This is a genomic window from Nonomuraea purpurea (assembly GCF_042650645.1).
Lineage (GTDB): Bacteria > Actinomycetota > Actinomycetes > Streptosporangiales > Streptosporangiaceae > Nonomuraea > Nonomuraea purpurea.
In genome coordinates this window covers 108,000-125,776 of record NZ_JBHSBI010000023.1, presented here as the reverse complement: position 1 = coordinate 125,776, position 17,777 = coordinate 108,000, and the positions used below count along the sequence as shown (strand labels likewise).

Annotated in this window: 19 protein-coding genes; 9 read left to right on the top strand and 10 right to left on the bottom strand. The window is 71.6% G+C overall.

What is annotated here, in order from left to right; genetic code table 11:
• Positions 1 to 43: 43 nt before the first annotated feature.
• Positions 44 to 190 (bottom strand): hypothetical protein, encoded by a 147-nt coding sequence (locus tag ACFOY2_RS36500; protein WP_379532677.1) that lies wholly within the window; start codon positions 188 to 190, stop codon positions 44 to 46.
• 175 nt (positions 191 to 365) lie between these two features.
• Here ACFOY2_RS36500 and deoC point away from each other — a divergent pair, with 175 nt between their 5' ends.
• The 5 genes from deoC to ACFOY2_RS36475 are packed head-to-tail and all read left to right on the top strand — an operon-like array spanning position 366 to position 4,566.
• Positions 366 to 1,295 (top strand): deoxyribose-phosphate aldolase, encoded by a 930-nt coding sequence (deoC, locus tag ACFOY2_RS36495; RefSeq protein WP_379532676.1) that lies wholly within the window; start codon positions 366 to 368, stop codon positions 1,293 to 1,295.
• Complete coding sequence (locus ACFOY2_RS36490; RefSeq protein ID WP_449290154.1) at positions 1,295 to 2,722, top strand: aldehyde dehydrogenase family protein; 1,428 nt, start codon at positions 1,295 to 1,297, stop codon at positions 2,720 to 2,722. The genes deoC and ACFOY2_RS36490 overlap by 1 nt, the downstream gene beginning before the upstream one ends.
• Entirely contained in the window at positions 2,715 to 2,909 is a 195-nt protein-coding gene (locus tag ACFOY2_RS36485; RefSeq protein ID WP_357819182.1) for a hypothetical protein, read from the top strand. Before ACFOY2_RS36490 ends, ACFOY2_RS36485 begins: the two co-directional genes overlap by 8 nt.
• Entirely contained in the window at positions 2,902 to 3,750 is an 849-nt protein-coding gene (locus ACFOY2_RS36480) for an aldehyde dehydrogenase family protein (RefSeq protein WP_379532675.1), read from the top strand. The genes ACFOY2_RS36485 and ACFOY2_RS36480 overlap by 8 nt, the downstream gene beginning before the upstream one ends.
• A 3-nt stretch (positions 3,751 to 3,753) precedes the next feature.
• The gene (locus ACFOY2_RS36475; protein WP_379532674.1) at positions 3,754 to 4,566 is read left to right on the top strand and encodes a helix-turn-helix transcriptional regulator; all 813 of its coding nucleotides are present in this window, start codon (positions 3,754 to 3,756) and stop codon (positions 4,564 to 4,566) included.
• On the opposite strand, the gene ACFOY2_RS36470 is transcribed toward ACFOY2_RS36475, so the two are convergent.
• From ACFOY2_RS36470 to ACFOY2_RS36445, 6 genes are all read right to left on the bottom strand, one after another.
• A complete protein-coding gene (locus ACFOY2_RS36470) occupies positions 4,544 to 5,896 on the bottom strand; it encodes an MFS transporter (RefSeq protein ID WP_379532673.1) in 1,353 nt (450 codons plus the stop codon). The two genes, ACFOY2_RS36475 and ACFOY2_RS36470, sit on opposite strands and share 23 nt — an antisense overlap.
• Before the next feature lie 78 nt (positions 5,897 to 5,974).
• A complete protein-coding gene (locus tag ACFOY2_RS36465; RefSeq protein WP_379532672.1) occupies positions 5,975 to 6,811 on the bottom strand; it encodes a hypothetical protein in 837 nt (278 codons plus the stop codon).
• A 6-nt stretch (positions 6,812 to 6,817) separates the two neighbouring features.
• Positions 6,818 to 7,144 carry a hypothetical protein gene (locus tag ACFOY2_RS36460; protein ID WP_379532671.1) on the bottom strand — a complete coding sequence of 109 codons (327 nt, stop codon included), beginning with the start codon at positions 7,142 to 7,144 and terminating at the stop codon, positions 6,818 to 6,820.
• 103 nt (positions 7,145 to 7,247) lie between these two features.
• Positions 7,248 to 8,690: an amidase gene (locus ACFOY2_RS36455; protein WP_379532670.1), complete on the bottom strand. Its 1,443-nt coding sequence runs from the start codon at positions 8,688 to 8,690 to the stop codon at positions 7,248 to 7,250.
• Positions 8,691 to 8,733: 43 nt separating this feature from the next.
• A complete protein-coding gene (hrpB, locus tag ACFOY2_RS36450; protein WP_379532669.1) occupies positions 8,734 to 11,157 on the bottom strand; it encodes an ATP-dependent helicase HrpB in 2,424 nt (807 codons plus the stop codon).
• A gap of 25 nt (positions 11,158 to 11,182) precedes the next feature.
• Positions 11,183 to 11,518: an ArsR/SmtB family transcription factor gene (locus ACFOY2_RS36445; RefSeq protein ID WP_379532668.1), complete on the bottom strand. Its 336-nt coding sequence runs from the start codon at positions 11,516 to 11,518 to the stop codon at positions 11,183 to 11,185.
• Between the two features lie 86 nt (positions 11,519 to 11,604).
• Here ACFOY2_RS36445 and ACFOY2_RS36440 point away from each other — a divergent pair, with 86 nt between their 5' ends.
• Positions 11,605 to 12,759 (top strand): MFS transporter, encoded by a 1,155-nt coding sequence (locus ACFOY2_RS36440; protein WP_379532667.1) that lies wholly within the window; start codon positions 11,605 to 11,607, stop codon positions 12,757 to 12,759.
• Between the two features lie 91 nt (positions 12,760 to 12,850).
• Entirely contained in the window at positions 12,851 to 13,327 is a 477-nt protein-coding gene (locus tag ACFOY2_RS36435; protein WP_379532666.1) for a hypothetical protein, read from the top strand.
• Here ACFOY2_RS36435 and ACFOY2_RS36430 read toward each other — a convergent pair.
• Positions 13,309 to 13,848 (bottom strand): PadR family transcriptional regulator, encoded by a 540-nt coding sequence (locus ACFOY2_RS36430; protein ID WP_379532665.1) that lies wholly within the window; start codon positions 13,846 to 13,848, stop codon positions 13,309 to 13,311. The two genes, ACFOY2_RS36435 and ACFOY2_RS36430, sit on opposite strands and share 19 nt — an antisense overlap.
• Positions 13,849 to 13,938: 90 nt before the next feature.
• Between ACFOY2_RS36430 and ACFOY2_RS36425 the strand changes: the two genes are divergently transcribed.
• Together ACFOY2_RS36425 and ACFOY2_RS36420 are read left to right on the top strand one after the other, a co-directional pair.
• Entirely contained in the window at positions 13,939 to 15,198 is a 1,260-nt protein-coding gene (locus ACFOY2_RS36425) for a serine hydrolase domain-containing protein (RefSeq protein WP_379532664.1), read from the top strand.
• Positions 15,199 to 15,264: 66 nt separating this feature from the next.
• A complete protein-coding gene (locus ACFOY2_RS36420) occupies positions 15,265 to 15,951 on the top strand; it encodes a hypothetical protein (RefSeq protein WP_379532663.1) in 687 nt (228 codons plus the stop codon).
• Here the strand turns inward: ACFOY2_RS36420 and ACFOY2_RS36415 are convergent.
• Together ACFOY2_RS36415 and ACFOY2_RS36410 are read right to left on the bottom strand one after the other, a co-directional pair.
• Entirely contained in the window at positions 15,920 to 16,750 is an 831-nt protein-coding gene (locus tag ACFOY2_RS36415) for an undecaprenyl-diphosphate phosphatase (protein WP_379532662.1), read from the bottom strand. The two genes, ACFOY2_RS36420 and ACFOY2_RS36415, sit on opposite strands and share 32 nt — an antisense overlap.
• Before the next feature lie 42 nt (positions 16,751 to 16,792).
• A complete protein-coding gene (locus ACFOY2_RS36410; protein ID WP_379532661.1) occupies positions 16,793 to 17,674 on the bottom strand; it encodes a MurR/RpiR family transcriptional regulator in 882 nt (293 codons plus the stop codon).
• Positions 17,675 to 17,777 lie beyond the last annotated feature (103 nt).

Genomic DNA, 17,777 nt, shown 5'->3' with positions numbered 1-17,777 from the left:
GAGGCCCGGCCGCGAGAGATGCGGCCGGGCACTCGTCGGACGATCATGAGGAACGGCGCTTGCCGAAGACCGAGCGGCGCTCGGACTTGTTGTCACGCTGGGCCTCGCGTACGCGCCGGTGCTCGGCGGCGGCCTGGCGCAGTTCGTTCACGTGGTTCTTCATGAGCTCGAATTCGATCTCGGGATTCACGATCTCTCCTGATATGTCGTGCTACTTGCTGACATATCTAAGATTCGGGCTAAGGCCTGGTCCGACGCATCGGGTGGATGCCTTATCTCCGCCTGGGACCCCGGCGCCGATCGCCCTAAGGTGATCCGGTTTGGAGCTAGGCACCCTGGTCGGCGATGCTGTGTGGGTGTCAACTGTGACTACTTCGCTCGCGGACGTGACCTCCTCCGAGGCAGCGTTGCGAGCGTTTCTGCATGGCCTGCCCGGCATCGACCGGGTGGGCGCGGACCAGCGGGCGGCGCTGCTCGGCACCCGTTCGATCAAGACTACGGCCAAGGCCCAGGCGATCGACCTGGCCATTTCGATGGTTGATCTGACCACGTTGGAGGGGGCCGACACGGCCGGCAAGGTGCGCGCGATGTGCACCAAGGCCGTGCGCCCCGGCGGCGGCGCGCCGAAGGTGGCGGCCGTGTGCGTGTATCCGGACCTGGTGCCGGTGGCGGTGGCGTCACTGGCCGGGTCGGGGGTGAAGGTGGCCTCGGTGGCGACCGCGTTCCCCAGCGGCCGCACCTCACTGGAGGTCAAGGTGAGCGACACCGCGCTGGCGGTGGCCGCCGGGGCCGACGAGATCGACATGGTGATCGATCGGGGTGCGTTCCTGTCCGGCGCGTACGGCAAGGTGCTGGAGGAGATCGTCGCGGTGAAGGCGGCCTGCGGGCCCGCCCACCTAAAGGTGATCTTGGAGACGGGCGAGCTGGTCACCTACGACAACGTGCGCCGCGCCTCGTGGCTGGCGATGCTGGCCGGCGCCGACTTCATCAAGACCTCCACCGGGAAGGTGGCGCCCGCGGCGACACCGCCGGTGACGCTGGTCATGCTGGAGGCCGTACGCGACTTCCGGGCCGCCACGGGGCGGCAGGTGGGCGTCAAGCCGGCCGGCGGGATCCGCACCACCAAGGACGCGATCAAGAACCTGGTGCTGGTCAACGAGACCGCCGGCGACGACTGGCTGAGCCCGGAATGGTTCAGGCTGGGAGCGTCCTCGCTGCTGAACGACCTGCTGATGCAGCGGCAGAAGCTGGCCACCGGCCGCTATGCCGGTCCCGACTACTTCACCCTGGACTGATGATGGCGATCTTCGAGTACGCGCCCGCGCCCGAGTCCCGCGACGTCGTCGAGGTGAAGGGGTCGTACGGGCTGTTCATCGACGGGGAGTTCGCCGACGGCGGCGGCACCCCGTTCAAGACCGTGAACCCGGCGACGGAGGAGGTGCTGGCCGAGGTGGCCACCGCCACCGCCGACGACGTCGACCGTGCGGTGCGGGCGGCGCGCAAGGCGTTCGACGGCTGGAGCGCGCTGCCCGGCGCGGAGCGGGCCAAATACCTGTTCAGGATCGCGCGCATCATCCAGGAGCGGGCGCGGGAGCTGGCGGTGCTGGAGTCGCTCGACAACGGCAAGCCGATCCGCGAGTCGCGGGATGTGGACGTCCCGCTGGTGGCGGCCCACTTCTTCTACTACGCCGGATGGGCCGACAAGCTGGCCTACGCCGGGTTCGGCAGCAAAGCGCTGGGCGTGGCCGGGCAGGTGATCCCGTGGAACTTCCCGCTGCTGATGCTGGCCTGGAAGATCGCGCCCGCGCTGGCGTGCGGGAACACCGTCGTGCTGAAGCCCGCCGAGACGACGCCGCTGACCGCGCTGCTGTTCGCCGACATCTGCCGGCAGGCGGAGCTGCCCTCGGGAGTGGTGAACATCGTGACCGGCGCCGGAGAGACCGGCGCGGCGGTGGTCTCCCATCCTGACGTGGCCAAGGTGGCCTTCACCGGCTCCACGGAAGTGGGGCGGAGCATCGCCAGGGCGGTGGCCGGCACCGGCAAGAAGCTGACCCTGGAGCTGGGCGGCAAGGCGGCCAACATCGTCTTCGACGACGCCGCGATCGATCAGGCGGTCGAGGGGATCGTCAACGGGATCTTCTTCAACCAGGGGCACGTGTGCTGCGCAGGGTCGCGGCTGCTGGTCCAGGAATCCATCCAGGACGAGCTGCTCGACTCGCTCAAACGGCGTCTCGGCACGCTGCGCCTGGGCGACCCGCTGGACAAGAACACCGACATCGGGGCGATCAACTCGGCCGAGCAACTCGCCAAGATCCGTTCTCTGAGTGAGATCGGGGAGAGCGAAGGGGCCGAGCGGTGGTCGCCCGCGTGCGAGCTGCCGGAGCGGGGGTTCTGGTTCCCGCCGACGGTGTTCACCGGGGTGGCGCAGTCCCACACGATCGCCAGGGACGAGATCTTCGGCCCGGTGCTGTCGGTGTTGACCTTCCGTACGCCCGCGGAGGCGGTGGAGAAGGCCAACAACACGCCGTACGGGCTGTCGGCCGGCATCTGGACCGAGAAGGGGTCGCGCATCCTCTGGATGGCCGACAGGCTCAGGGCCGGGGTCGTCTGGGCCAACACGTTCAACAAATTCGATCCCGCTTCCCCGTTCGGGGGATACAAGGAGTCGGGTTACGGCCGTGAGGGCGGACTGCACGGGCTGGAGGCTTACCTCGATGTGTGAGCACCGCCGTCCAGGCCGCCGTCAACGCCGGGCGCAGGTCACCCGCGGCCACGCCTTCGCCAGGGCCGGGCGTCCCGTACGCACCGGCTGGTACGCCCACCGCTGCGGCGTGAGCCGGTGCGGGCAGGTCTTCGTGCCGGTCCAGATGTCGCAGGAGTCCACGTGGAGAGGGCGGGGCGATGAGTAGGTTGTCCGTCAGAAAGACCTACAAGCTGTATATCGGAGGGGCGTTCCCGCGCTCGGAGAGTGGGAGGTCCTACCCCGTGACCTCGGCCAAGGGCGACTTCCTCGCCAACGCGTCCAGGGCCTCGCGCAAGGACGCCCGCGACGCCGTGGTGGCCGCGCGCAAGGCGTTCCCCGGCTGGTCCGGCGCCACCGCCTACAACCGGGGCCAGATCCTCTACCGCGTCGCCGAGATGCTCGAAGGCCGCCGCGCCCAGTTCGCCGAAGAGCTGGGTGGCGGCAAGAAGGCGGCGCTCGAGGTCGTGGACGCGACCGTGGACCGGCTCGTCTGGTACGCGGGGTGGTCCGACAAGATCACCTCCGTGCACGGGGCCGCCAACCCGGTCGCGGGGCCGTACTTCAACCTGTCCACGCCCGAGCCGACCGGGGTGGTCGCGATCGTCGCGCCCGCCGACCCGCTGCTCGGGCTCGTCTCCGTGGTCGCGCCGGCGATCGTCACCGGCAACACGTGCGTGGTGGTCGCCTCGGAACGCGCGCCGCTTGCCGCGATCACCCTGTCGGAGGTGCTGGCCACCTCCGACCTGCCGGGCGGCGTGGTCAACGTCCTGACCGGGCACCAGGCCGAGCTGGCCCCGTGGCTGGCGGCGCACATGGACGTCAACGCCCTCGACCTGACCGGGGTCGAGGACGACGACCTGGCGCTGCGGTGCGAGCAGGAGGCCGCGGAGAACCTCAAGCGGGTGCTGCGCCCCGGACGTCTGGAGGACTTCACCGCCGACCCCGGCATCACCCGGATGACCCGCTTCCTGGAAACCAAGACCGTCTGGCACCCGCTCGGGGTGTAGCCGGTGCTCGGTGAGTTCCTGAAGTCGCGCAGGGCGCAGCTCCGTCCGCAGGACGTGGGGCTGCGCCCCGGCGTGCGGCACCGCCGCGTGGCCGGGCTGCGCAGGGAGGAGCTGGCGCCGCTGGCCGGCGTCAGCGTCGGCTACTACACCCGGCTGGAGCAGGGCCAGGACGTCAACGTCTCCGCCGAGGTGCTCGACGCCCTGGCCAGGGTGCTGCGGCTGGACGACGACGAGCGCGCCCACCTACACCGCCTGGCCAGGGCCGCCCGCTCTCGCACGGCCGCCCCTCCCGAGGTGCTCAGGCCGGGCATCAGGCGCATGGTCGAGTCGTTCACCGACGTACCCGCCTGGGCGGTGGGCCGCCGGGCCGACGTGCTGGCCTGGAACCGGCAGGCGCACGCCCTGTTCGCCCCGCACCTGGACTTCGACGCGCCCGGCCGCGAACCCCGCCCGAACTTCGCCCGCATGGACTTCCTCGACGACCGCGCCTGCGAGCGCTACGTCGACTGGGAGCGCAAGGCCCGCGACGACATCGCCTACCTGCAGGGGTCGCTCGGCAGGTTCCCCGGCGACCAGGGGCTGCGCGACCTGGTCGCCGAGCTGACGGCGGGCAGCGCCGCGTTCGCGGCCATGTGGCCGGAGCACCCGGTGAGCAACTGCGCCTCCATCTCGCGCGGCTACCGCCATCCCGAACTGGGCGTCGTCACGCTCACCGCCGAACTGCTGCGCACGCCCGACGACGAAGGGCAGGGCGTGGTGGTCTTCCAGCCTGAGCCCGGCTCGGAGGAGCTGCTCAGACGGCTGCCGCAGGGGTAGCGACCCGGCCCGGCAGCCGGGCGGCGCAGGCCGCGCCGAGCAGGGCGACCGCGCCGGCCACGACGAAGGCCGTACGCAGTCCCGTCAGCAGATCGGCGTGCGCGGCCACGATCGCGGTCAGGCCGGCCAGCCCGACCGCCCCGATAAAGGTGGGCATCTGCGCCAGACTGCCCGCCACCCCCTGGTCGGCCGGGTCGAGCCCGGACGTGATCGTCGTGATGGCCGCCACCACGGTCAGCACATGGCCGAACCCCATCGCCGCCGACGTCGCCAGCAGCACGCCCAGCCCGCCGCCCGAGGACAGGAACGCCATCGCCGCCGTCCCCAGCGCCTGCACGGTCAGGCCCGCCGCGGCCGTCGAGGCCGCGCCCCTGGCGTCGATGAGCCGCGCCGCCAGGCCGCCCGCCACCAGGGCAGCCACGCCCTCGCCGAGGAAGGCCAGCCCGGTCGCCAGCGCCGACCAGCCCAGCACCTCCTGCATGTAGACGCTCAGCAGCACCGTCGCCCCGCCGCACATCGCGAACGTGACCAGCGCGACCAGCATCCCCCACGCCACGGTCGGGCGGCGCAGCAACCGAGGTGGCACCAGCGGGGCCGCGTGCCGGGACTCCACCGCCAGGAACGCCCCGAGCAGCAGCACCGCCGCCGCCACGCTCCACCAGCCGAGTGTAGAGATGCCATACACCAGGGCGAACAGCCCGGCGCTCGCCAGCACCGCGCCGGGCACGTCCAGCCGGGCCGCGAGCCCGCCCCCGGCGCGCGGCACCACGGCCAGCGCGCCCACCAGCACGAGCACGCCGATGCCGACCAGGATGAACATGGTCCAGCGCCAGTCCAGCCCGCTTGTGACCACCCCGCCGCCGATGGTGCCGATCACGAAGCCGAGCGACAACAGCGCGCCGTTGACGCCCATGGCGCGGGTGCGCCTCGGCCCCTCGGGGAAGGCCGTGGTCATCAGCGCCAGCGCGGTCGGGCCGATCATGGCCGCCGCCACGCCCTGCCCCGCCCGCGCGCCGACCAGCACCCCCGGCGCCGGAGCCAGGGCCGCCAGCAACGAGAACGCAGCGAAGGCCGTCACGCCGAACGCGAACAACCGCCGCCGTCCCACTACGTCAGAGGCCCGCCCGAACAGCGGCATCAACGCGGCCGTCGGCAACAGGCAGGCCGTCACCACCCACTGCAGATCACCCCGCGTGGCGAAGCCCAGATCGCGGCCGATCTCGGGCAGGGCGACCGTGATGATCGAATAGTCGAGGCCCGTCATGAAGGTCGCGCCGCACAGCGTGACGAGCACCGCCCAGTCGCGGGCGTGGAAACTGTCCTTCGTCATGCGGCCAGGCTGCGCCCGCGCTCTCCGGGCTGCCAGCGCCCCGCTGAAGGTACCTCTGTCAGGTGCAGGCTCGCCGCGTCAGGCCGCGGCGTTCAGAAACACCGTCTCCTTGCCCGGATCTCCACCGAGAGACACCCGGCCCGCCGAGGCGAGCGCTTCCAGCACGCGGGAGAACTCGTAGAGCGGCAGCCCTGAACGCGCCTGCAGAGAGCGCAACTCGGACCTGCGGTCCGTCCGCAGGATGTCCAGCAGCACCTGTTCGGCGGGAGGGGCCTGCTCGATGACCGGCCGCAGCGAATCGACCAGCTCGCGCAGCGTCTTCGCGCCGACCAGCGTCTGCAGCGCCAGACCCAGCAGGTACGACTTCACCTGGTCCGGCAGCGTGGACTCGCGGCCCGATCGAAGGGAGGAGATCCTGTCCTCGATCGCCTTGGTCTCGGTGGGCGAGAAATTCTGCAGCGTCGCGATGCTGTACTGGAACAGAGCGTCCGCGCCCCGTTCGAACGGATAGTTCTCCATGATCCTGCGGGCCTGCTCCGAGCGGATCTTCGCCTGGCCGCGGTCCACCGCCCGGTCGGCGGCCGACAGCAGGACCGTCAGTACGGCGCTCGGCCCGACCCCGACGACCTGGTTGCCCACCGTGACGTTGAACAGCGAACTGCGGAACAGCGCACTCGAACCGAAGCCCGCGACGAGGATCTGCGTCAGGTCCAGACCAGCCTGCGCGGCGCCGAACGTCCAGCCGAACTGCTTGATGATCCACAGGCCGCTGACGGAACCCGCCAGGTTGACCACCACATAGAGCCCGGCCGCAAGTGAGACGATCGCGTGCCACGGATCGTCCCGGTAACGGGACACCAGCTCGGCCAGCGCGACCAGCGCCCCGATGAGTCCCGCCGCCACGAACGAGACCACCGAGGCTCAGCCCTTGTCGAACAGGGACACGGTCTCGTGCCCGGGAGGACCGTCCACCGTCAGCAACCCCTCTTCTGTCAGCTCGGCCAGCACCGACGTGAACTCCAGGAACGACAGCCCGGCCTGAACCTGCAGCTCGGCGATGGGCAACTGCCCGTCGGCCTCGACCAGCGCGCGGATGACCTCGCGGGTGCGGTCGGACCCCAGGGCCCGGCGGAAGGCGTCGGCCCTGTCGTCGTCACCGGCCGAGCGGGTGTCCGCGACGTTGTCACCCGGCTGAATCCGGCGCGGAGGAGGCGGCATGTTCGAGGTGCCAGGAACTTCACGCGGCATGGCTGCTCTCCCGTCATCTGCGTTCACAGTGGGGCAGCGCGGAAGGCCGTGTCAATAGACCACGAGGGCACGATCACGCACGTCGGAGCCCAGGTTCCGGGCCTCAAAACGCGAAGCCCGGCGGGCGTAGCGGCGGGTGCGCCGACTGGAGCTGGGCGGCCAGACCGAGCAGGTGGGGTTCGCCGCCGGGCGGGGCGACGAGCTGGACGCCGATGGGCAGGCCGCTGGAGTGCGTGGCCAGGGGCACGCTGATCGCGGGCCAGCCGCACATGTTCCACGCGCCGGTGGTGGGGGCGTACCTGATGTTGGTCAGGGCGTTGCGCAGGAACCCGCGCTCGCCCCAGCGCTCGGCCCTCGGCGGGATCGCGGCCAGGGCGGGCATGATCAGCACGTCGGCGTCGCCGAACCACTGGTCGGCCCCGTACGCGCGCCAGCGCTCACGGCCCCGGACGCCGTCGAGCTTCAGCGCGGCCAGCACCCCGCCCGCGCGGGCCAGCCCCCCGGTGCGGCGCTCCAGCCGCCGCCGGTCCAGGCCGGACGCCGACGCCGCCGCCCTGGTCAGCCACGTGGCGATCGTGGCGGGGCCGAGCCAGGCGGGCAGCCTGCCGCCGTGCTCGACCACCGTGTGCCCGCCCACGCGCAGGGTCTCCGCCGCCGCCCGCACCGCGGCCTGGAACTCCCTGTTCACGGGCAGCCCGGGAGGCAGCGGCTGGGGCGCGTAGGCCACCCGCAGGTCGAACGGCTCGGGGTTGTCCGGGAGCGGCTGCGGCTCCCACACCTCGTCGTCGTCCGCCCACACCGAGCGCAACATCGCCGGCTGGGGCTCGACCCGCCTGCCGCCGCGCCAGGACTGCGCCAGCGCCGGGTCGGCGGCCAGCACCGACAGCGCCAGCGACAGGTCGGCGGCGGTTCTGGCCAGCGGGCCGTTCTCGGTGAGCCGGTCCCAGTCGTCCGCCGGCGTGGGCACCAGACCGGTGCCCGGCTTGATGGCCAGCACCCCGCAGCACGCCGCCGGGATGCGCAGCGAGCCCATGCCGTCGTTGCCGAGCGCGAGCGGGACCATGCCCGCCGCCACGGCCGCCGCGCTGCCCGAGGACGAGCCGCCGGGCGTGCGCGCGAGGTCCCACGGGTTGCGGACGATGCCGTACGCGCTGTCGCCGAGCGCGACCAGGCCCAGCTCGGGCAGGTTCGTCAGGCCGATCACCACCGCGCCCGCCGCCCGCAGCCGCGCGACCGTCTCGTGGTCCCCGGGCGCGGGGGCGTCGTCGGTGGCCGCCGACCCGCCGCGCATGGACTCGCCCGCGACCTCCAGGTTGTCCTTCACCGCGACGGGCACCCCCGCCAGCGGCAGCTCCGCCAGGTCCCGCCGCTTCTGAACGGCCCGCGCCTCGTCCACGGCCTGCTCTCTGACCAGCCGGAACGCCCCTACCCGGGAATCCCGCTCCGAGATGACGTGAAGGTGCTCCTCGACGACTGTCGTCGCGGTGACCTCACCGTGCCGGACGGCCGTCGCGATCTCGATGGCGGACCTGCCTGCCCACAACATGTCTAGAGTGTGCAGGTTTTCACTCTTCGTTGCGAGGACGATCTCATCTCTTCACCCGGCGGGTGGGCACGGCGGTGAGCGGGTCCTCCGGCCACGGGTGCTTGGGGTAGCGGCCGCGGAGCTCGGCGCGTACGGAGCGGTAACCGTCGCGCCAGAACGAGGCCAGGTCCGCGGTGACGGCCACCGGGCGGCCCGCGGGGGAGAGCAGATGCACCAGCACGGGCACGCCGGCGATCCGCGGGGTCTCCTCCCAGCCGAACAACTCCTGCAGCTTCACCGCGAGCACCGGCTGGTCCTTTGAATAGTCCAGGCGGATGTGGGAGCCGCTGGGCACTTCGAGGCGTTCCGGGGCCGTGACGTCGAGGCGTTCGCTCCACGGGATCAGGCGTTTGAGGGCGGAGGCCACGTCGATGCGCTCCAGGTCGGCGCGGCGGCGCGCCCTGGACAGTTCGGGCTCCAGCCACTGGTCGGCCAGGTCGACGAGGGCGTCCATCGAGGGCCACGGGTCGCCGATCGCGCGATGGCAGAACGCCAGGCGGGCTCGGAGGTCTTTTGCCGGTTTCGTCCAGGTCAGGAGGTCTTCGGTGCGCAGGCCGTACAGGATCGCCTCGCGGACGTCGGCGTCCTTGAGCGGCCTGGCCGACAGCTCGATCGCGCCCAGGCGCTCGACCCTGCGGGCCGAGACGTCGCCGCGGCGCTCGCCCGGCGGGACCCGCCAGGCGACCTCGTCCTCGGTGGTGGCCAGGACGGCCGTTCTGGCGGTCTGCTCGTCGATGACGACGGCCTGCCTGATGCGGGCCGAGGGCGCGCCCGTGGGCCTGTCGGCGACCGCGATGGCCAGCCATTCCGCCGTGCGCAGCTTGGAGCCCTCCGGGAGCTGGGCCTGGGTGCCGGACGCCATGAGGTAGCCGCCGCCGCGACGGCGCGCCACCCGCTCGGGAAACGCCAACGCCACGGCCAACCCGGCCAGGGCGTCATCCGGCAACCGCGACCCGCCCGCCAGGGCGTTGTCGGGTGTCCGTGATCCGCGCGTCTCTGTCGGCGGTTGCGGGTCGGTGGATTTGCTCGTCGCGCGCAGGCGGTTGGTCTCCTGGCGCCAGCGGGTGGCGAAGCCGGTGCCGCCGCGGCGGGCCGTGCGCCAGACCTCAACCAGGTCGTCGGCGGCGTCGCGCGGGAGCTGCTCCGACAGCAGGGCCACCACTTCCGCGGCCCGTGGGCCGAGGTCCAGCAGGGCCCTGGCCAGCCGGGGATGGACACCGGCCAGCGCCATCCGCCGCCCGCGCTCGGTGACGTGGGGGTCTTCGAAGGCGCCGAGGGACTTCAGCGTGCGGGTCGCGGCGGACATCGCGGCCGGTGGCGGCGGGTCGAGCAGGGCCAGGCCCGAGGCGTCGGGCACGCCCCAGCAGGCCGCCTGCAACGCGAACCCCGTCAGGTCCGCCAACGCGATCTCCGGACGTGAGTGCTCGGCCAGGCGCTCGTGGTCGGCCGCCGTCCAGCAGCGGTACACCGTGCCGGGCGCCTCCCGTCCCGCCCGCCCCGCCCGCTGGTCCGCCGAGGCCCGCGACACCCTGACCGTGGTGAGGGAGCCGAGGCCGCGGGCGTGATCCGTACGCGGCTCGCGGGCCAGGCCCGAGTCCACCACCACCCGCACTCCCGGGACAGTCAGGCTGGACTCGGCGACCGACGTGGCCAGCACCACCCTGCGCGACTCGCCTGGCGACAGGACCGCGTCCTGGACGTGGGCGGGGGCCTGCCCGTGCACCTGCAGGACGTCCACGTCGCCGAGCAGCCCGGCGACCTTCGCGATCTCGCCCACGCCCGGCAGGAAGCACAGCACGTCGCCGTCCCGTTCTGCCAGCGCCCTGCGGACGACCGAGGCCACGTGCGACAGGAACGCGGGATCGACGCGCAGACCGTGCGGCGGGGCCATCGGGCGCGGCGGCGGCGACCACACCGTCTCCACGGGGTGCGTGGCGCCGGTCGCCGCCACGACGGGGCCGCCGAGCAGCCGGGACCACGGCTCGGCGTCGGCGGTGGCGGACGTGGCGAGCAGGCGCAGGTCGGGGCGGAGGGTGTCGCGTACGTCCAGGAGGAACGCCAGCGCCGTGTCCGCGTCCAGGTGGCGCTCGTGGCACTCGTCGAGCATGACCGCGTCGACGCCGGCCAGCTCCTGGTCCCGCTGGAGGCGCTGGAGCAGCACGCCCGTCGTGACGACCTCGACCATGGGGTTCGCGCCCACGTGGCGTTCGCCGCGGATGGTGTAGCTCACGCCCATGCGCCTGGCCGCCGCGCGTACGGCCAGCCGCCGCGGCTCGGCCACCAGCACCCGCAGGCCCGTCCTCGCCAGCGCCAACGGCACGACCGTGGTCTTGCCGGTGCCGGGAGGGGCCGTCAGCACCGCCGTGCCGTGGCGGTCGAGCACGCCGAGCAGCTCGGGCAGGACGTGGTGGATGGGCAGCGTCGTCATGGGGCGTGCGCGTCGTCGGGCGGCGTCAGGGATGGGCCGGGGCGGCGAGGCGGGGATGCGTGGCGGACAGGACCGAGTCGAGCAGGCCGGGGAAGCGGGCCTCCAGGTCGGCGCGGCGCAGGCTCATGTACTTGTTCCTGCCCTCCTGCTTGGTGAGCACCACGCCCGCCTCGCGCAGCGTCCGGTAGTGGTGGGAGGCCGTCGACTTGTGCACCCCGAGGTCGTCGCCCGCGTTGGCGCACGTCATCTCGCCCGCGATGGACAGGCGGACGACGATCTCCAGGCGTACGGGATCGGACAGCGCCCGCAGGACCTCCGTGAGCTCGATGTCCTCCGTCGCCGGGTGCGGTAGAAGGCGCATGGTCACACCCTACCTCCGTCCTATGGTTTGACAATTATCCAACTATACGACAGTTTGATTTGCGTCCAACTTTTGCCGGAGGCCTGATGAGTTCGCGGCTGTATCCCCTCGCTGTTGGAAATTTCGCCATAGGCACGGGCATGTTCGTGACCGCCGGCCTGTTACCGCCCATCTCCGCGGACCTGGGAGTCTCCCAGTCGGCGGCCGGGCAGCTGATGACGGTGTTCGCGCTGTCGTACGCGGTGTTGTCGCCCCTGCTGGCCGCCCTCACCGCCCGCCTGTCGCGCAGGCAGCTGCTGCTGCTGGCCATGGGCGTGTTCGTGGCAGGGAACGTGTTGACCGCGCTCGCCCCGACGTACCCGCTGGTCCTGGCGACCCGCGTGATCGCGGCGGCAGGGGCTGCGATGTTCACCCCGACCGCGTCCGGCGTCGCGAACGCGCTGACCACCCCGGAACGGCGCGGGCGGGCGCTGGCCCTGGTGATGGGCGGGCTGAGCGTCTCGTCCGCGATCGGCGTGCCACTGGGAACGCTGCTGGGCGGGGCTGCCGGCTGGCGCGCCACGCTCTGGATGGTGACGGGGCTGGGGGTGATCGGGTTCGCCGGGGTCGCGGCCCTGGTGCCCGAGGTCAGGGTGACGGTGTCGGGACGGCTGCGTGAACGGTTCGCGCCGCTCGGCGACCGCAGGGTGCTGGCGGTGCTGGTGACGCAGCTGCTCGTCTTCGCGTCGGGGTTCAGCGCCTACACCTACATCGGGTCGCTGTTCGACCTGCCGCTGACCGCGGTGCTGTGGGCGTGGGGGATCGGCGGCGTCGTCGGCAACCAGCTCGGCGGGCGGCTCACGGACGCGTACGGGCCGCGCCGGATGATCCTCATCGGGCTGGCCGTGTCCACGGTGTTCCTCGCCCTCATCCCCGTCGCGAACCTGGCACTGCCCGTCGCACTGGTGTGGGCGTTCTTCTGGGGCGCGATCGGCTGGCTCGTGGCGCCGGCGCAGCAGTTCAGGACCGTGGCCGCGGTGCCGGACAACGTGCCGATCGGGCTGGGGCTGCTGTCGTCCGCGCAGTACCTGGGACTGTTCGTGGCGGGGCTGGCCGGGGGTGCGGCGCTCGACTGGTACGGCAGGGCGGGCGTGATCACGCTGGCCACGGCGATGGGGCTGGCGGCCCTGCTGTTCACACTGGCGACCTACCGAAGCCGGACGACCCCGGCCACGGAGAGAGAAAGCGTCGCCGTCAGCTAGCCTCCCGGCCGGTCGTCGTCTCCGGAGGGGTTCATGGGTCCGGCAGCGCTCGCGTGCTCGCCGGGCCTCCGCGTCCGCCAGAATTACGGCTGTGCCCGACGAGAGCGACCCCCGCGACGACCGCACGCCCGCGCCCGGCGAGGAGCCGTTTGGGCCTCGTGGTGACGGTCCGCCAGCGCCCGGCGGTGCGCAGGACGGCCTGGCGGCCGACGACGACCCGCGCAACGAGCCCGCCCCCTTCGGCACCATCGTCCTTCTGACCGTGGCCTCGGCGGCGGCCGTCATGGTGCTGGCCGCGCTCATGTCCGACCCTCCGGGCCTCAAGTTCCTCCTCTTCGGCCCGATCGCCTTCGTCGTGTTCGAGGTGGTCGGCAACGAGGTCTGGTGGAAGCGCTGGTGGGGCGCGATCCCGGGCGCGGTCGTGGGGCTGGCGATGTACGTCGAGGGCCGCACGGCCCTGGCCGACGTCATCGGGGACACCTGGGCCTACCCCGTCGCCTACGTCACCGCCTGGGCCCTCTTCGCCGTCATCTTCGCCCTCTGCAGCCGCTACCCCCGCTCCTTCTGAACGCCCAGCAGTCGCTGGACGTCCTCCAGGAGCTTCGCGTCGGCGGCCAGATGGGCCTGGGCGTTCTCAAGGAGGGCGTCGGCCAGCGGCGACAGTCCGGCCTTCGCCTCGCGTCCGGCGGCCACCGCCGCCCGCTGCGCCTCCACGGCCCGCGCCGAGGCCACCAGCAGGTTGCCGGCCTCGTCCTGCGCCAGCAGCGGGTGCCAGCGCAGTGCGAGCGCGAAGTCGGACCGCGTCGAGTGCGGAGGCCCCGCCAGGGCCTTGCGGAGCAGGTCGCGTAGGGTGCGGCGGCCCTCGGGCGTGATGGCGTAGACGCGCCGCAGCCGGTCGCCCGTACGCTCCTCCGCCCGCGTCTCCGCCAGCCCCTCGGCCTCCAGCTTGGCCAGCGCGTGGTAGATCGACCCCGGCTTGACGTCGGTCCACTGTTCGAGCGCTCCGGCCGTCACGAGCTGATTGATCTCGTAGCCGTGCCTGGGGCCCTCATGGAGCAGCCCCAGGACGAGCAGCCGGGTCGCCGACACTCAACACCTCCATCGGATGGTCAAGCTTGACCATATCAGCGGGCCCATGCTCTGATACTCAAACTTGAATACTCAAACTGGAGGATCGGAATGTTGCTGCGGCGCAGGATGGACGCGCTGGTGAGCGCGTACCGAGAACTGGGGAGGTTCAGCGGCGCGGCGTTGGTCGCGCGCGGGGACCGGGTCCTGTTCAAGAAGGCGTACGGGTGCGCCAACTACGAGCACGACGTCCCCAACGGCCCGGCGACGGTGTTCAGGATCGGCTCGCAGACCAAGACGTTCACCGCGATCGCGATCCTGCGCCTCCAGGAGCGGGGGCTGCTCCACGTGAGTGACCCCGTCGGGCGTCACCTGCCCGGCTATCCTCGCGGTGCCGACATCACGCTGCATCACCTGCTCACGAACACCTCCGGCATCCCCGACTACGTCACCACGGACGGCTTCACCCGCATCATGGGCACGCCCCGCACGAGGGAGCGGCTCATCGCCGGCTTCAAGGACCGTCCGCTGCTGTTCGAGCCCGGCGCCCGCATGAGCTACAGCAACTCCGGCTGGGTCCTGCTCGGCGAGGTGATCGAGCGGCTGTCCGGCCTCGGCTACGCCCGGTACCTGCAGGAGAACGTGTTCGCCCCGCTCGGCATGGAACGCAGCGGCCTGGACGATGGCACCCGGCTCGTCGAAGGGCGCGCGGACGGCTACATGTCCGTGGACGGCACGGTCATCAGGACCCCGTACGTCGACAACTCCAACCAGGACGCCGCGGGAGCGCTGCACTCGACGGCCGAGGACCTGCACCGCTGGCAGCGCGGCCTGCCCCGCCTGCTGCGCGGGGACTCTCTCGCCGAACTGCTCGGGCCGCACGTGGACGGTCACGGCTACGGCTGCGCGATGGCCGACGGCCGCATCGAGAGCTCGGGCGGGACCATCGGGTACGTCAGCGTCTCGGCCTGGTACCCGCGCGACGGCCTCTTCGTCTGCGTGCTGTCGAACATCGAGAACGCCGCCTTCTCGGAGATCGAGCGGGCGCTGGCCGCGATCGCCCGCGGCGAGCCGTACGAGCGGCCGGAACGGCGGGTCTTCGTCACGGTCGACCCCGACGTCTTCGACCGGTTCGCCGGCCGCTACACCATGCGGTTCATGGGACGCGTCTCGACGATGGAGATCACGCGGGTGGGCGACCGGCTGATGGCTGAGGTCCACGGGCTCGCCAGAACCGAACTGCGGCCCATGTCAGAAACGCGCTACTTCGCCAGGATGAAGGGCGAGGTCGAACTGGACTTCCTGGCGAGCGGGCAGATCGCGCTCAACTGGGCGGGACGCGACGTCACCGCCGAGCGGGTCTCCGTCTGAAAGCGGATGCCCGGTCGGCCCGCAGGCGGACGACGTGCGCCGCCCCCGCCGCCTACCGTCGCCCGCATGTTGAACGACCAGGTGACTTTCCGACGCGTCGCGGCGGGTGTGCTGCTCATCGTGGCCCCGCTGCTTCAGGCCGTCGCCGTCGTCGTCGACCCGGGTACCTGGGGCGACGAGCGGGAGGCCGTCAGCTTCGGCGCGAACCCCGCGCTCGCCCAGCTCCAGTCCGTTCTCTACCACTGGAGCTGGATGCTCATGGCCGTGGCCGCGCTCGGCCTGATGCATCTGACCAGGCTCAGGGCCACGCGTCTTGGCCACGTCGCGGGGGCGATGAGCGTGCTCGGCTTCGTGCAACTGTCCGGGCTGCTGCTCATCGACCCCATCGAGTGGTGGCTGGGGCAGCACCATCCGCCGGAGGAGGCGCAGCGCGTCCTCGACGAGATGCTGAACCTGCCCGGCGTGGTGTTCGGGTTCCAGATGCCGTGGATGTTCCTGGGCATGGCCGGCATGCCGCTGCTGACGGCGGCCGTGTGGCGGGCAGGGTTCGTGGGGTGGTGGGTGCCGCTGCTCGTCACGGCCGGCTATCTCGGCTCGTTCGCGGTGCCGTACGGGCCCGCGACCGTGCCGTTGTGGGCCGCCCCCGCCGTCGCCCTGGGCTGGACCGGGGGAAAGGTCCTGCGCATGGGCGACGCGGCGTGGGCGGGCTACTACCGGGCCGTCAGCCCTGCGCCGGAATCCACCCCGCGGTGACCGCGAGGATGACGAACAGCCCGAGGACGATCCGGTAGATCACGAAGAGCGTGAAGCGGTGGGTGCTGATGTAGCGCAGGAACCAGGACACGGCCGCGTAGCCGACGATGAACGAGATGACCGTGGCCAGGATCGTGGGCCCCCACGCGGGGGCCGGCCCCTCGCCGATGTCCTTGAGCTCGTACAGGCCCGACGCCAGGACGGCCGGGATGGCCAGCAGGAACGAGTATTTGGCCGCGTCTTCCCTGCGGTAGTCGAGCAGCAGGCCGGCGGTGACCGTGCCGCCCGAGCGCGAGACGCCCGGGACCAGGGCGAGCGACTGGGCGAAGCCGTACACGATGGCGTGGGGGAAGCTCAGGTGCTTTTCAAGTGTGAGCTTGTTGCGGGCGGTGTGGTCGGCGAACCACAGGATGAGCGCGAACACGATCAACGTCGTGCCCACCAGGCGCAGGTCGCGGAAGGGACTCTCGATCAGGTCCTTCAGCGCCAGGCCGAGCACGGCGATGGGCAGCGTGCCGGCGATGACGTACCAGCCCATGCGGGCGGCCCAGTGGCCGCGCAGCTCCTTGTTGAACAGGGAGCGCGTCCAGGTGGAGATGATCTCCCAGATCTCCTGGCGGAAGTAGATCAGCACGGCCAGCTCCGTGCCGAGCTGGATCACGGCGGTGAACGCCGCCCCCGGGTCCTGCCAGCCGGCGAAAGCGGACACCACGCGGATGTGGGCACTGGAGGAGATCGGCAGGAACTCTGTTAGTCCCTGGACCAAGCCCAGAATCACCGCTTCAAACCAGCCGATCACGACTACACCTTCCGGGAAAACGCGGGAGTGACGAGGGTGAGGCTAGCGGAAACGGGGACCGAGCAGTTGCTCGCGTAGGGCGTTGAGCTGATGGGAGCTCTCGACGGAACGGGGTTCGTCGAGCGAGTCGAGCGCCAGCAGGAGAGCGTCGGCCACGATCAGGCCGGTCAGAGGCTCGGCCGTGATGCCCGTGGGCGTGTGGGGGGCGGCGAGGACCGCGTTCACGCGGTCGGAGAAGGATCCGACGAGTTCGTCGGAGATCAGCACGATGCCCGCCCCCACCGCGTGCGCCCGGTCGATCAGCACGGTGATCTCCTTGAGCCTGCGGGCCGGCTGGAAGATGACCAGCGCCTCGCCGTGCGACAACCACAGCAGGTCGTCGGCGAGCGCGAACCCGGTCGCGGAGACGGCGCGGGCCCGGTGGCCGCGCCGGTTGAGCTTGAGCGCCAGGTGGTGGGCGGCCGGCTCGGAGGCCCCCGCGCCGTAGACGAACACGCCAGGCGCGTTGACCAGCAGCTCGACGGCCGTCTTGAACGCCTCGGCGTCAAGCAGCCTGCTGCAGTGCTCGATCCGCTCGCGGGCCTCGTCGAAGACCCGCTCCCAGATGCCCGGCAGGTCCTGGCCGACGTGGCTGATGCGCTGCCGCAGGCGGACGTCGGGGGCCACGGCCGAGGTGAACTCGGCCGCCAGCGCCCGCTTCAACCCCGGCAGGCCGCCGAACCCGAGCCGCTGCATCGTGCGCACCACGGTCGCGTTGCTGGTGCCCGTGGCGCCGCCCAGCTCCTGCGCGCTGGCGAAGAGGATCTGTTCGGGCGAGGCGGAGACCAGGTATTGGCACACCGCCCGTTCGGCCGGCGACAGCTCGTCCCAGAGCGCTCTGATCTGCGCTCTGAGCCGCTCGATCGGGCTGTGTGAAATTTCCATTACGGCTCTTGACTCCCGTGTATCGATCATTACTCTTGCTTGGAAACGGACGCTACAGACTCGCCGCTTCATGAAACGAACATTACAGGCTGCACGGCCGGTC